The sequence below is a fragment of the Chitinivorax sp. PXF-14 genome (genome assembly GCF_040812015.1).
Lineage (GTDB): Bacteria > Pseudomonadota > Gammaproteobacteria > Burkholderiales > SCOH01 > JBFNXJ01.
On record NZ_JBFNXJ010000003.1, the window covers coordinates 83039 to 97149 of the forward strand.

Annotated in this window: 15 protein-coding genes; 3 read left to right on the plus strand and 12 right to left on the minus strand. The window is 64.1% G+C overall.

Features of this window, described 5'->3' with window-relative positions; all coding sequences use genetic code 11:
* Positions 1–3: 3 nt before the first annotated feature.
* Entirely contained in the window at positions 4–630 is a 627-nt protein-coding gene (locus ABWL39_RS05145; RefSeq protein ID WP_367787808.1) for a substrate-binding domain-containing protein, read from the minus strand.
* A gap of 120 nt (positions 631–750) precedes the next feature.
* Here ABWL39_RS05145 and ABWL39_RS05150 point away from each other — a divergent pair, with 120 nt between their 5' ends.
* On the plus strand, positions 751–1044 hold the full coding sequence (locus tag ABWL39_RS05150) for a helix-turn-helix domain-containing protein (RefSeq protein WP_367787810.1): 294 nt from the start codon (positions 751–753) through the stop codon (positions 1042–1044).
* A 37-nt stretch (positions 1045–1081) separates the two neighbouring features.
* On the opposite strand, the gene mobH is transcribed toward ABWL39_RS05150, so the two are convergent.
* The 5 genes from mobH to ABWL39_RS05175 form a co-directional block, all read right to left on the minus strand.
* Positions 1082–2950, minus strand: a complete 1869-nt coding sequence (gene mobH / locus ABWL39_RS05155; protein ID WP_367787813.1) for a MobH family relaxase — start codon at positions 2948–2950, stop codon at positions 1082–1084.
* Between the two features lie 247 nt (positions 2951–3197).
* Entirely contained in the window at positions 3198–3779 is a 582-nt protein-coding gene (locus tag ABWL39_RS05160; protein ID WP_367787816.1) for a hypothetical protein, read from the minus strand.
* 95 nt (positions 3780–3874) lie between these two features.
* Positions 3875–5242, minus strand: a complete 1368-nt coding sequence (locus tag ABWL39_RS05165; protein WP_367787818.1) for a hypothetical protein — start codon at positions 5240–5242, stop codon at positions 3875–3877.
* Between the two features lie 12 nt (positions 5243–5254).
* Positions 5255–6127, minus strand: coding sequence for a hypothetical protein (locus tag ABWL39_RS05170; protein WP_367787820.1), 873 nt, complete (start codon positions 6125–6127; stop codon positions 5255–5257).
* The gene (locus ABWL39_RS05175; RefSeq protein ID WP_367787823.1) at positions 6115–7197 is read right to left on the minus strand and encodes a type IV toxin-antitoxin system AbiEi family antitoxin; all 1083 of its coding nucleotides are present in this window, start codon (positions 7195–7197) and stop codon (positions 6115–6117) included. Before ABWL39_RS05175 ends, ABWL39_RS05170 begins: the two co-directional genes overlap by 13 nt.
* Positions 7198–7407: 210 nt before the next feature.
* Between ABWL39_RS05175 and ABWL39_RS05180 the strand changes: the two genes are divergently transcribed.
* Both ABWL39_RS05180 and ABWL39_RS05185 read left to right on the plus strand, forming a co-directional pair.
* Positions 7408–8097: a YfbU family protein gene (locus ABWL39_RS05180; RefSeq protein ID WP_367787826.1), complete on the plus strand. Its 690-nt coding sequence runs from the start codon at positions 7408–7410 to the stop codon at positions 8095–8097.
* A gap of 68 nt (positions 8098–8165) precedes the next feature.
* The gene (locus tag ABWL39_RS05185) at positions 8166–8537 is read left to right on the plus strand and encodes a DUF3742 family protein (protein WP_367787829.1); all 372 of its coding nucleotides are present in this window, start codon (positions 8166–8168) and stop codon (positions 8535–8537) included.
* Here ABWL39_RS05185 and ABWL39_RS05190 read toward each other — a convergent pair whose 3' ends face one another.
* From ABWL39_RS05190 to ABWL39_RS05215, 6 genes are all read right to left on the minus strand, one after another.
* Positions 8538–10055, minus strand: a complete 1518-nt coding sequence (locus ABWL39_RS05190; protein ID WP_367787831.1) for a conjugal transfer protein TraG N-terminal domain-containing protein — start codon at positions 10053–10055, stop codon at positions 8538–8540.
* 23 nt (positions 10056–10078) lie between these two features.
* Positions 10079–10438, minus strand: a complete 360-nt coding sequence (locus tag ABWL39_RS05195) for a hypothetical protein (protein WP_367787834.1) — start codon at positions 10436–10438, stop codon at positions 10079–10081.
* Positions 10438–11838 carry an integrating conjugative element protein gene (locus ABWL39_RS05200; RefSeq protein WP_367787837.1) on the minus strand — a complete coding sequence of 467 codons (1401 nt, stop codon included), beginning with the start codon at positions 11836–11838 and terminating at the stop codon, positions 10438–10440. The genes ABWL39_RS05195 and ABWL39_RS05200 overlap by 1 nt, the downstream gene beginning before the upstream one ends.
* Before the next feature lie 9 nt (positions 11839–11847).
* On the minus strand, positions 11848–12798 hold the full coding sequence (locus ABWL39_RS05205) for a TIGR03756 family integrating conjugative element protein (RefSeq protein ID WP_367787840.1): 951 nt from the start codon (positions 12796–12798) through the stop codon (positions 11848–11850).
* On the minus strand, positions 12795–13241 hold the full coding sequence (locus ABWL39_RS05210; protein WP_367787842.1) for a TIGR03757 family integrating conjugative element protein: 447 nt from the start codon (positions 13239–13241) through the stop codon (positions 12795–12797). Before ABWL39_RS05210 ends, ABWL39_RS05205 begins: the two co-directional genes overlap by 4 nt.
* Positions 13242–13383: 142 nt before the next feature.
* Positions 13384–13974 (minus strand): hypothetical protein, encoded by a 591-nt coding sequence (locus ABWL39_RS05215; RefSeq protein ID WP_367787845.1) that lies wholly within the window; start codon positions 13972–13974, stop codon positions 13384–13386.
* Positions 13975–14111 lie beyond the last annotated feature (137 nt).

Sequence of the window (14111 nt, forward strand, 5' to 3'; positions counted from 1 at the left end):
TCTTCAGGACACGGAGCGGACACGGCGTACAAACCTCTCCTGCGGCTCAGTCAGGGCCGCACAGGTGTGCAGCAGATAGGCCATCACGACCGACGGTGCGCCCGCCAGCGGACGCACCGCAATCCCCCGACACTGGTAGCTTGCCAGCCTCGCGGCCGGCGCGATGGCGACGCCGTACCCGGCGGCGACCAGCGTCATCGCCATGTCGAAGGTGCTCACCGTTTGCTCGTGAGCCGTCGGCTCACCTTCGAGCAGCTGATGCACGATCGCCAGCCACGGTTCGCCGGCGGAAGACCTTGCATTGATGATCTGCTGCCTCAGCAATTCATGGCACGGGACTTCGCGATAGACCAAAAGATGGGAGCGCTTAGCGACAGCGACTGCGAGCGTGTCATGCCAGAGCGGCTCGCATACCCAGCCCGGCCACTTCAAATCCGCGGGAGACACGGCGAAGTCGAAGCCGTCGCGCACCGATTCGTTCATTGATTCAGCGGCGTCCGATTCAACCAATGAAGCGGCGGTCTCGGGTTCTTCGGCGCGCTGCAGCGCCAGCACGTCGGCAAGCTGTGAAGGCACCCACTCGCCAAGCACGGCGACCCGGATTGCGGCGGAAGCATCGGTTGATGTCACGTCCAGCTCCTTCCCAGGGCAGAAAACGCATGGCGAAGGCGAAAGCATCAAGTGCGCGATCGCGTTCCTGAGTTAAGTTTAACGTGGTTTATATCAAGTCCATCGTCGACGCTTTTGCTAATGCAAAAACGTCCGATTCAAAGAGGCCGACCCACCGGAGCCACCACCTACGAAGCCGAACCCGCTATCGCGTTTGGAGCCGCCGTTCGAGAAGTGAGAACCGCCCAGGGCATCGCCCAGGAAACGCTGGCTCACATCGCCGGCATTGAGCGCTCGCACATGGGCAAGATCGAGCGTGGCGAGCACACGCCTACGCTCCCCATGATCCTCAGGATTGCCCGTGCTCTGAAATGCAGTTCCGCCCACTTGATGGCCCTGACCGAGGCCAAGCTAGCCGAGCCGGCTCCTCCCTAGCTTGAGGGCTGAAGCCGGCCCGGACGTGGCCGCCTACCTATCCCTGCTCGTCCCTATCGTTTTCGCTCTGAACTGAGGGATTTTCGCGCTTTGGGGCTTCATTAGCGAGACGCAGATAAGGATTGTCGGGTGGCACTTCCCCGAATAGCACATCGGACCGCGCCAGCAGATATCCATGAAGCCGCCGCGATTTACGCGGCCCGGTGACATCACAGGTCCAGATATTCAGGCCACTGGCCTGCTTGCGGTGCACGGCCAGTTTCTCGAAGCGCTTCTGTACCCACTGCCACGCTTCCAACTTCTCCTGCCGGGCGATGACCGCGAGCGGGGGGTGCTCCTGCGCGTATCGCTGAAAGACACCGGGGCTCACCAGGTAGGCAGTGCCTGCGACGGTATGCACCAGGGCTTTGGCGTCATTGATGATGAGCTTGCGCGTCCGCACGCCCTGCGTCAGCCAGGCCATGAAATCTTCGCCGGAGGGTTCGGCTTGGGGCTGCGGCGCTGGGACTGACGGTATCGGCGGCGTGGGGGCCATCGTCTCGGTGCCGGGATCGTCCTCGGCGTTGGTGACGGGCACAGGCGATATCGCGGGGGCCACTGAGGCAGCGGGGGCCATGTCCAACAGATCGAGCAGCGCGCCGACGCCGTTGTCCGTCGCCGCGGTCAAGATCGGCGGCGCGGCGCTCGGCCCAGCCTCCGGTACCGTCGCACCAGGCGCAGTCGGTGTCTGATGTACGGAGTCCTCTTGCTCCTGCTCGACCCTCACCTGGCCTGCGAACGGCGCGGGCCGATCGGCCACCTCCCAGATCAGCGCGGGCGACAGCTTCAGGAACGTGAAGCTGTGTGACCAGCCGGCATCGCTCGCGACTGTTGCTTTCCAGATCGCCTTGCCGTCCGGCGTGGGCAAGGCGATGCCGTGGTCCTGCAGCACGTTGAACACCGCCGTGTTGTTGGCCGGAATGCCGTCGATGCCTTGCTGCAGAAGATGCGCGCGCAGTTTGTCCGAGACGGTTTTGCTCACCAGCCACAAGGCATCCTGGGTCAGCCAGCCATCCGAGGCCTGGGGTTGGTTCAGCTTGAATTCCTCGCGCAGCAGGAAACGCAGGCCATCGAGCAGCTTGCGCTGGAGGGTGTGCTTGGGCGCGGCCAACGCCTTGCTGGGATCGCCGCCGAGTTCCTGGGCCACCGAGGCCTGGTCGGCCTGCACCACGAGCTCGCCGAGCGTCCCGGCATGCTCATACTGGCCAGCCAGCACGTACAGGAGCGCGGCCCAGAGGTCGGGATAGCCGACAAGCCAGTCGAAGATGCCGGGATCGAGCAGCCGAGCGTAGAGCAGCCCTGTGGCGGCGCTGTGCAGCCGGTACTCGCGCTCCTTGAGGTAGCGGAAGCGGTAAGGCCGCCGCAGCGGGCCGTGCCAGGGGTGCCAGACGGTGCCGTCGGCGTACTCGACGTGCAGGTCCACAGCGATCTTGCCGATGTCGTGCAACAGTGCTGCGTAGGCCGTGCCGGCGGTCCAGGCCTCAGCCTGGGCTGCCTGCGCCTCCGGCGTAGCACCGGCGGGCAGCAAGTGCGACTGCCGCAGCTTGAGCGCGTAGGCCACGATCTCCAGGCCGTGATCCAGCATGCCGCCCGGATAGGCATGGTGATGGCTCTCAGATGCGGGGAATTGCTGGACTAACTCGGCGTAGCGTTCCAGCGGCGCCAGGTACAGCGTGGTGAACTGGCGGCGAGACAGCGAGGTGCGCTGCCAGATGTGTTCCAGCAGTCGCTGCCGGCGCGGTGTCGCCAGCAGCGATGCGGCCGGCTCCGGCCGCATTAGCCCTTTACCAGGATCGGCGGGAGGTGTGGGTGTCGGCGCCGCGCCGGAGGCGGGCGGCACCCGTTTGCGTTGGAACAGAGAGAGCATGGCGGACCCCGGGCGGCGAGCCGGTCGGGGGGCCTTTGGCCTTTTCGGGTAGGGCCATTCCCCTTGGCCCCATTCCCTTGCCCCTTCCCCAGCCCTTTGGCCTTTAGGAGCCTTTGGGTATAGGGGCAGCAACGATGCGACGCCACGATCAATGCGACACAGCGCTATCCCGACAAGCCGGAAGCGCGGCGTGCCCGCTGTGGTGCCTTGCCCAGATCGGTAGCGAACTGGACGGCCTCCAGCGCCCTCAGTAATAAGCGTTGTTCTGTTCCATCTCGCCCAGCCAGGAATAGATTCCGCCCAGCAGCATGAACACGCTGTCCATGATTTCGGAGAGGTGCCTTACGTTGACGTGCCGTAACTCTGGGAGCGACACCTCGCCCTTCTTCGTCGTGGGGTACCGGAAGGCAAACGAACCGGGATCGACGGCATCGAGTTGGTGGATGAAATCCTCAACGGCTGGCAACTCTTTCTCGTCCTCTCGAGGGTTGAGCTGTCCGAGGTGCCTGCGCAGTTCGCTCCACAGCGACATCAGGCCGTGTTGGTGGTCGGCGACGGCTTCCTTGCCAGCCAGGCGGCGGGCCAGCGGCAGGATCAGTTTCAGTTGGAGTTCCAGTCCCTGGCGATACAAGAACACCAGCGGGTAAACCACGCTGTCGAGGAATGCCTTGCGCTCGGCCAATGCCCCAACCAGTGCGTCGGCAGCGTCCTTGTAGCCAGCAGCGTAGATGTCCCAAGGAAAGTGGGTCCAACCCAGCATCGCATTGTTGTGCCAGTCCTCGCCCTGGATGAAGAGTTGTTGCCCGGCGAAGTCGGAGGGCGACCTCATTCTGGCGAGCGGATCAATCTCCGCTGATGCATCGTCTTGGTCGTCCTGCGCAATGCTCTCCCAGAAGTTCGGTGGTGGCCCATGGGGCTGGTTTGTCAGTTCGTCGGGACGCCGTAGCGTTTGAATAGAGCCTCGAAGAAGGTCTTAACGTCTGCCTTGGCCGTGGGCGCCTGCAGCTCCGCTGCGCCGAAGCGAAAGACCTCGTACCCCGCCAGCTTGAGTTCGCGGTCGGCCCTGACCATCTGCGCGTACTGCTGTACATCGGCGGTGCCTGCGGTATCCGCGTAGTGGTGTTTGCCGTCGACCTCAATCACGACTCGAACACCCTGCGGCAGCAGGAGCAGGAAGTCCATGCGAAAGCGCAAAAGCGCATCCGGCCCTCGCTCCTTGACCGTGCGCGGGTCCCAGTGCAACCATACTTCCGGCAGCAGCGCTGGCAGGTTCGGCACGGCACTGCGGAACCCCTCGAAGAAGGCATCGAACAGCAGGGACTGCGGCGGGGAGTTGCGGGGCAAGCTGGCCTTGAGGCGCGCGTATAGCGAACGCTTGGCCTGCGTGGCATCCGCGATCTGCTCGGTATCGCTCCACCATTGCTGCAGGTCGTTCCAGCGCAGTCCGTCGTTGCCGATGGGGCGGTCATAGACTAGCACCTTGTCCGCGTTGGTGACGATCTCGACGTCGTTGTCCAGCGCGTCACGGAAACGCAGGTCAGGCTTATCGGGTGAGGCGAAGATGAGATTCTTCGGCCTGCCTTTGGTCGCCGCGTGCAACGAGACCATTGAGAAGACCGGGTAGCCGCCCTCCGAACCAGTCTCACGCAGCTCAACGCCGCAACTGCGCAACGACTCGTTGACGCATGCGACGAAGTGGCGTTGCGCTGCCTCGTCGGGGCGCACATCGGCCGAAGCGAGTCCCTCCAGGAACAGCGCAAAGCGCCGGTCGGAAGCATCATAGGCGCCCAACTGGTCGAACAATGTTTCAGCCGGCCAGTCCTCCGGATTGCGATGGACGTGCTGCTGAATTTCTGCGCGCAATCCCGTGGGCTTCCCACCCAGCATGTGCATCCAGTCATCGGCATCCAAGATCCACATTTGCTCCAGCAAGTCGTCGAACTTGCGAGCATCCCCATACAGCTCTTCGTTATTGAGCCGCCGCGCGACCTCGCGCCGATACCGCTTCGGGATCGGTGGACACGCACTGTCGCTCCAGAGAATGTCCTGAATCTGGTTGCGCGTGGTGGCATTGGGCGGATGGCGCACCAGCAGCTTGCGTGCAACCGCAGGCAGGTCGGTGTCCGCTACCGCGTCGAAGCTGGAGGTCATGCGCTCGCGCTTGGAACCGTCAGCGGCAGGCGCAGGCAGCCCCAATTCTTCGCAAAGCGTCGGCAGCATGGTATGCGTGCCGGCGTCTTTCAACCCCGTGACGAGCGGTTCCAGCAGCGTGCGAAGTTGCGCGTAGTCCATCGGGTGCGTGACTCAGCCTCGCAGCGCCATGGCGCGCAGCAGCGCATCGATTTGCCCGAACGCATCCTGCTGCCACTGATCGGGCGCGCGATCACCCAGCGCATGGGTGTCTTCGACAAAGCGTCTCACACAGGTGGGGCCGTATCCCTCAAAGGTGTCGAACTTCTCTGCGATGTGCCGGAAGCCGCGTTCACCACTTGCATGCCCCAGTAGTGGACGGCATTCCTCCGCGAGCGCCTCGATCCCGCCAGGATAGTTCCGCACGCAGTAGTAGATGTCGTAGGCGTCCTTCTGCTTGTAGCGGCCCGCCAGCGCATGGCCTTTCATCGCCAGCAGAGCGGGAATGGAGCACACCGCGATCTCCACGCGGTTCGTCCCTCCATCCGGCATGGGCCCCGTCACAGCCACGAGTTGATAGAACCGCATCGCCAGGTCGGCGCCATCTGCCCGTTGCACAGCGAAGTCGTTGATCAAGGGCGGATCGTTCTTGACGATTTCGGCGTCACGCGGCATCAAGAAATCGACCACGACATCGATCGCTTCCCCGCCATCTCGCGCGGGAACCTGGCGAACCAATTGGAAACGCCGAAGCCCTTCGCGCTGAGCGTATCCATGGCCTTGGAGTGCGCCGACCAAGGTGGCGTACTCGCCGTCACCGAGTGCTTCCGCATCCAGCCCGACGTCCACGTCGAGCGTGCCAACGTGGGGCATGTCTTCGTTGGCCAGCAGCAGCCAGGGAACGGCGCCGCCGATGATGGCGAATTTGCCCTTGAAGCCGCCAAGAATCTGACCGATTTCGATCAGCACGGATTTCACGGCCGCGGTCGTGCGGTCGTCATACTCGGCCGCCGACTGCGGTTCCTTCTGGGGTGTCATTTGAGCCATGAGAGTCGCTCCTGCCGCAAGTGGTCGGCGGCCTCGGCGCCGCGCTCGCCGGCGATTGAGAGGTCTAGGTAAGTCTGAATAGGACTCGTGCAGACCGCGCCCGGTGCAGGTTCAACGGTGTCGGCGAGCAGTCCCAAGTCCTTCGGCACGGTGACGACCACGTTCTCCCCCTTAGAGGCGGGCGTGAGCTTCAGCGCTGCCTGGAGCTTGCGCAGGCCTTCATCGTCGGCGAAGAAGTAGTGCGTGCCGGTGCGCGCGTAAGGCGATAACCACTGCGCCGCCGAAAACGATGCGAAGGCTGCGCGCCCGGGACCGTGGTCGGCGCGGAGAGCGCTTCGAGCTGCGTCTTCGAGTGCGCTGCCATGCAGTGGCGTGTAGAAGCGCAATCGCTCACCTAGTGGCGCGGTGTAGCTGTCCCGCCATGCGTCCAACAGCGCATCGGGCTCCGAGAGGACCAGGCCATTGTCCGAGGCGCGTGCCCATTCCCGATCAATCAAGCCGGTGCGCACATTACTAACGTGTCCAAGGCTGACCCCGGAGATTTCCGACAACTCGGTGACCCGCCATGCACGGCCGGGCTCGCGCAGCATGGCGCGCAGTACCTGAGCAGATTTCGGCCTGAACAGCGACTTGAGTTCGCGTTGTTCGGTCACAGGCTTGTCCGCCACCATACGCTCGATGAACACGCCGCCGAAGGCGATCCGGGCGTTTCCCTCCAAGTCGAGATAGCCGACGCCTTTCTCTTCGCACAACTGCCTCACCGCAGGTGAGATGTAGGGGGCGATGAAGACGGGCGTCGCCTGGGGGGCTTGGTGCGCAACGTAATTCCGCAGTTCCAACAGCGCGGACCGGGCGTACCGCGGTTGCCCGTTCGACTTGTACTCACAGATGAGCAGGTGCTGCCGACCGTCCACAAGCAGCCGGGCGATCAAGTCCGGCTCCCAATCGCCAGACACGGCTTCGGCGTCGATGCCTTCCACCTGAAGGAACGGAATCTTCTCAAGCAATCCACGCAGTGCCTCACCAGCACGGGCTTCTGCCTCTTTCATCGAATGAACCTCTTTCAGCATGCGCTGAAAATACCATACTTCCTGAAAGGAGCCCACAAAATTTCACTATCCACGCACCCTTCAACATCTGCTGAAACACATCAACGGACTGAAATTCATCGGAAAGGCGGCCATGCCGCGCTGCGAGACCTCCTCTTTACTTGACAGCCCTCACTTAATGCCGTACTTTTGTACGTAAATACGGCATTTTACCGGAAAACTGGAGATTCCATGGTACGCACTGAACGGCTGGAGCTGCGCGTCGACGAAGACCTGCTGCAGCGTATTGATGACTGGATGGAGCAAACCGGCAGGGCCAGCTCGCGCTCGGATGCTTTTCGCCAGTTGGCGGACATCGGGCTGGGCACCATGACGGGCAAGACCGTCCACCTAAGCGCTGGCGACAAACTGAACTTCATGCTGTTGCGCGACATCGCCAAGCACTTGAAGGTGCCCACGGAAACCGACGTCGACCTGATGGCCGAAGTCATCTATGGTGGCCACTATTGGGCGCCGGCCTGGGAGATGCAGGGACTGTTACACAACCATGCCGATCGTCCCGCGGACGTGTCCCTTGTCGTCAATGTCCTGGACATGTGGAGCTTCATCGAGGAGCGAGTCGAAAAGCTCGAACCTAATGAACTGGAGAAGGTGAAGGCGGCAAACTATGGGCATGCGCCTAGGTTCGGCGGCTTCGATGGCAACAACGAAGCTGAGTTGATGAGCATCGCGCGGTTCCTCGTTGAGAAGATGAATCGCTTCTCGCGCTTCAAGGGACGGGACTTCAACTCGCACAGCCCCTCGGCTGCCCGTCAACGTCGTATGGCTGCAGCATTCGAGCCGATTCGCGCAACTTTGGCCCTGGGGCGTCAACTAAGCGCCAGCCAGATCATCGAGATCATTGAGGCGGGCCGCGCCTGAAGAGCGCAAAGTATTGAACAACTGTCGAGGCAAGACGAGACGCCATAAACGATCATGAGGTAGCTACCGTGAAGACCGCCGCACAGACCACCTTCGCAGAACGCATTGGTCGCACCCTGGGCTGGGCCTGGCGAGGCTGTGCACGTCTGGATCAGCGAGCACAGGGCTGGTTGCACGCGAAGGGATGGACGCCAAGCGTTGCCAAGGCCGCGTTGCTGGTCGTCAAGCTCGCTGTGGTTGGCGTCCTGCTTTACACCACGTTCTGGCTGGCGTTGCTGCTTGCGTGCGTGATCGCAGGTGCTTGGCTACTCCGCAATGGCGATGGAAGCTACGACGAAGAGCAGAAAACAGAATGGCGGCACGGCACTGCTGGCTTCGGTCTCTACACGGCCAATGAGCAGCGGATCGATCCGCACGATCCTGACGAAGATCAGCCTTAGCTACTTCACGGCCTTCAGCGCTACCCCTGCGCCTTTGCCCCCAGCAGCCTGCGCATCGCGCGTTCCAGCGGCCAATCCCTGAATCGCATTGCCGGCACGCACACCGACCCAGCCGAGCGAGGCCACCCAGAACGTCGGCAGCACGATGAACATCGTCGCCATGACGAAGTTCAGCAGCATGTCTCCGAAGGCATTGTTCAGGCCGATCAGCGGATCGAAGTTGCTGTGCGGCCTGTTCGCACCGAACCCCCAGCCGTAGAGCGCATCGAGGATGGTGGAGTCGAGCCAGCGCGCAAGCTGGAACCAAAAGTCCACGAAGAACAGCGCGAACTCCACGCAGCTCACCGCGACCAGGGCCTTCAGCTCGTAGGTGCCGAAGACCAACACCAGTGGGATGCAGATGACCAATGCCATCTTGAGCAGCGTCAGCACCATCGGCAGTGCCTGACGCACCACGTCCATCGCCGGGAAAAAGCCCAGCGAGCCCATCGTCAACCCCAGGTCGCCGGCACCGCGCGTCACGACGTTGGGCAGCGACTTCTCGATTTGCCCGCCGTAGTCGGTGTAAACGGCACCCTGGTTCATCTTCTGCTGCTGCGGCGAGACCACCGCACGGATCACCGAATCGTTGACCTCGTTCTGCGACAAGAAGCCGGCCCAATGGCCAATGCGCGACAGCAGGCCAGGATCGACTTGAGCCAGCACCCTCGCACGCAGGCCATTGCTGCCGTCCGACCACCACTGCCCGCACGTCGGATAGCCGCCACCGCTGTCCACCTGCGCCAAGCCTGCATCGCGGCTGGCGTTGTAGGGCCAGGCCGTGCGCGGCGTGCTGGAGTGGTAGGTATCGTAGAAGCCCGCGGCGCTCTGGAAGTAGCTTGACCCGATCCAAGTGACGTCGTTCATCTGCTCATCGGACAGCGTCGGCCGGTCCATGAACAGCTTGGCCCGCGAAGGGCCGTAGCAGTCGTGTACGAAGTCCGCCACCTCCTGGGCAAGCACCGGGTCGTTGATGCGCGTCGCGTCCACGTCCATGCGGATCTGACGCAGATCCGTCCCGCAGGGGATCGCTGCCACCGCGGCGCCGGTGACAGCCTTGGAGATGGCGTGCATGAAATACCACCACACCGGCACCAGCGCGCTCTGGTTGTTGAGCGTCGTGTAGGCGTTGGACCAGCCGGTGTCTGCCGGTTGCGGAACGCTGACCTGGCATTGCGCGGATCGCGTGGTGTCGAATCGGATCGTGGCGAGGTCGACCGGGATGAAGGGGATGCCGGCGAACATGATGACCATGATCGCCACCCACACGCGGTTTTCGATGCGCATGGAGGACAGCACGCCCTTGTTGCCTTCGTCAGCCCCCTCGGCGCGCGCGCGAAGCCACTCCTGCACGACGATCACTACGAAGGGCAGCGCGAAAACGCCGCTGGCCACTAGGATGTTCCAGATGCCGTTGTTGACGATCCACCCGACGAGCGTCAGGTAATACTCCAGGTAGTCGGTCGTATAGAGGGTCATGGCGTGCTCCTCGCCTCAGTCGTTCAGCCGTTGCGCAGCAGTTGGCTGCCTTCGAGCAGCACCAGCGTCACAACGGCCGCGATCTCGACGTGCAGCAGGCGCTGGTGCGCCTCGGCCGATGGCTCGCGCTCGCGCAGGCGCCGACGCATCCACCACCAGCCGTAGGCCGTCGCGGCATAGACCAGCAGCCGCCACACCAGGAAGTGGGCCGAGTGCTCGCGCAGCCACCGTTCCCAGCCATCGATGCTGCCGACGACGCGCAGGCCAACGACGTTGACACCCGCGGCGATGCCGGCGACCACCAGCACCCACAACAGCGCGAGGGCCACGCGCCGGTTGAACAACCAAGTGGGCCGCAGCCAGGCCCATGCACGCGCAGCCATCAGTTGTTCCTCGGCTTCTGCACTTCCTTGAGCCGGTCGCGCGTCGTGTCGCCCTCGAAGATGCCGCGCGACCCGGCGGCGCGGGTTCCGTGCCGCTGCACGATCGCCATCGCCGAATTGCTGGCCAGCGTGCGCCGCAGCTCCAGCTCGGTCTTGAGGTTGTTGATCTCCTGCTCCAACGCCGTGTTCTCCTGATCGACCGCTTTCACGGCCAGCTCGTTGGCGGCGACGTTGGGCTCCTTCCTGCCGGTCAGCAGCGTACGCTGCAACAGCAGGGCCTTCTCCAGCACGCTCGACAGCGCGGCCTCGGACGCCAGGCGCTTGCCCAGCAGGTCTTGATCGGGTTCGTCGCGCAGTGCCTCGATGACGCCGCGCGTGATGGGCAGCGAGTTGCTGCCGGCGGCTTCGAGGTTCGCCACCGTCATCGGCGTCGAGCCCGTCACGAGGCCCTGCAGCGCCTGCAGCTTGGTCTCGTACTCCTCCTGGATCACCGGCGTCAGGCCGACGCCGGGCGTCGTCTGCGTTTTGGTGCAGGTCTCGCAGGTGCGCTGCTCGCGCTCGCCGAGCACGCGGGTCGCGAAGTCCGCGGCCGCCTGCGGCGAGAACCAGGTCTGGCAGGTCAGCCGGTTGCCGCAGGACGCGCGCGGGATGGACGAGGTATCGGTGACGCCGCGGCTGTTGAGCAGGTTGTAGCCGGCACGAGTCACGTCACCGACCACCTTGATCGAGCCCTGGCCCGAACCGCCCGCATTGCTGCCGCCGACCCAGGGCACGCCGTTGTTGCCCTTGTTCGATTCGGCCTGCTCCACGGCGGACACTGCATCGGTGCTGCTCACCGCATCGCGCAGCGCGAAGCCTTCAGCGAGCTGATCCCAGCCCGCCTGGCCGCCCGCCATGTCAGCCATCCGGTTGGCCATCGCCTTGCACGTCAGCTTGCTGCGGTCGAAATCGAGCCGGGCCTGCAGCACGCCGTTGGTCAGCAGGTTGTAAAGGCCCGGATCGGCGCGCTGGATGATCAGCGCCGGCAGCGAGGCCACGGCACTGGTCGCGCTCTGGATCACATTGCTCATGATCTGCTGGAAGCCGTTGGTGATGCCGTTCAGCTGGTTCTGCAGCGTCGTCGTGATGCTCATGTCGCCGCAGATCAGGTTGCTGTTCCAGCCAATGCCCACGCCGATGCTCTGCATGTTCCCGGCGCCGCCCATGGACACGGCGCGGCCGCCGCCGATGCTGTAGAGCACGTCGTCGCCGATGACGCTGCCTGTCACACCGACACCGTTGGGATCGATGCGGGTGGCCGCCCAGGCGACGCCAGCCGCAGCGGTGACGGCGCAAGCAAGCGCGATTCTGAGCGTGTAGCGCTTGGCGCCATGCGTGATGCGGGAGAGAGACGTTTTCATGGGGACACCTCAGAGGAAGTCGATGCTGCCGAGGAAGACCTGGCCGCGACGCTGGCAGCAGGCATAGGGCCGCCACAGCGCCCAGGCGTAGTCGCCTTGTTGCGCCTGCGTGAGGCTTCCGCCGTGCGGGAAGACCACGCAGCTGTTCGAGAGCGTGGGCGTGAGCGGCTGCCACTTGCCCGTCGAGGCGTCGGTCTCCATCAGCGCGCCGGCCGGCCAATAGCCGTCGCGGGCGTTGGCGAGCAGCGGTTGGTAGACGTGGATCTGGTTGCGGCGCGTCACGACGTCGCCCGCACGCTGCGCGACCACGGCGCCGCTCTTGTGGTCATCGGTCTGGTGCAGGAAGCCGCCGCGCGCGTATACGTTGCCCCACAGGTTCAGGCCCGTCCGTGTGCCGATCTCGCGCCGGCCGGGAATCAGCGCTTCGGGGTAGAAGGCTTCCGGGATGTTGTAGCGCCAGGCGATCGTGTCCAGCGTGCTGAGCAGGTACGGCATGAACGCCGTGCCCGCACCTTCGCACGAGTAGCCGAAGGAACTTGCGAACTGGCTGAACACGTAGCCTCCAGGGTGCCCGATGACATCAGCGTTCTTGAACTTGGCGAGGTTGTTTTCGTTGTCGTGGTTGGTCGTGCCGTCGCTGCCGGCTTGGGCGGTCGGGTTCGGCGTGCTCATCGCGCGCACCTCGACCCACGGGTTCTCGCCGGTGTTGCTGTAGCTCGATACCACCGCATCCGGCACGTAGTGCTGCACCTTCACCGAGGTGCGCACCGAGCACCCGAACGGGGTGCAGAACAGCCAGTAGCAGATGCCGACGACGCGGTACTCGATGCAATCCGGCGACAGGGCTGAAGACACGATGGTGGCCGTGTTCAGCGCGAAGCTCGACGCCGCACCGCCCAGCAGCACCGAGGCAATGGCAAGGCGGGCACGGTACGACGCTGCCGACAGCAAGCGGTTCATGGCTGTGTTTTCCGATGGGCTTCGATACGGACCAGGGCACGCGCCACATCGGGCTCGCCGTAGACGACATACCGGCGATCGACTACGACGGCGGGTACCTTCGCGACGCCCAGCCCCCAGGCATCGGCGACACCTTGGTAGGCGCTGCCGATGCGCCGCTGCAGGCTCTGGCCGCCATCGCGCAGGCGCTGCTGCACGAGCGCTGCTGCAGAGCTTGGGTCGTTGGGCAGGTTCACCGCCAGTTCGGCCTCGATGCGATCGGGCAGGTCCAGTTCGATCACACGCACGCCGGCAGTGGACTGCACCGGATGGCGGCTGTCAGTCACGACCAGCACGTCGGCGGCGAAAACGGCTTGGCCGGACAGACACAGCAGCAGCCCTTTCGCGCACACGATGCGCGTGGCCCGCAGCCGCAGGATTGAATTGAACAAGGGAGCCGTCATGGCGGGCGTCCTGGGAATGAGAGCAAGGCCCCTAGTCGAACGCCGAAGGCATGCCCGCTGCGACAAGGAATGCGCACCGCGCACACCCCGCTTTCGCAAGCAGCGCGAGGAAGAAGAACGGGAGCCGAAGCTCCCGTGGGGATCAGCCGACCGTAGCCGTGGCGACAGCCGCCGAGGCCTGAACGGCGCGGCGGGCATGGGCCTGCCAGAATGGATCGACCAGCCGGCCGGCGAGCACGCGGGCGCGCAGGCGCAGGCCTTCGGCCGTGCTGTAGTTGTCCCAGCCGGCCTCCTCGGAGGCTTCGCCGCACAGGTCATCGACCTGCTTGGCAACGGCGGCCGCTTCCTCGTCGGACGTGATGGGTTCGGACCAACGGATGCCCGCGCCCCACACCTGGCCGGTGAGCACGAGGCGGTTCAGGGAATTGCGCACGAGGACCAACTCCGGCCGGAAGTCCAGCGCGTCGCTGTCCGGGCTCAAGTCGAACTCGTCTGCCGACACGCAGGCAAGCGCCAGGGCCATCGCATCCTCGATCAGACCGTGTTGGCCGAATTCGAGGATGGAAGGCGTCCAGTAGGTGCCGTAGATCGGGTCATCTTCGACGTACTCGTCGTATCCCTGGCAGGTGACAGGGAACTGGCGCCAGAACACGTCCTCGCGGATGAAGGTTCCGGCGCGGTAAGGCGTGGCCACGAAGGTCACGCCATCGACAACATGGGTCTTGGGTTGCATGGCAGTCTCCAAAGAAGGTGCGGGAACGCCATGCAGCCCTGCGGGCGTGGGCGACCCGCGTGGGATGAACAACAAGCGAAGGAAGAACGTGCATCCGCCACCGCGGCGCGGCGGCTGTTCGCGTCCAGGATGTGAGG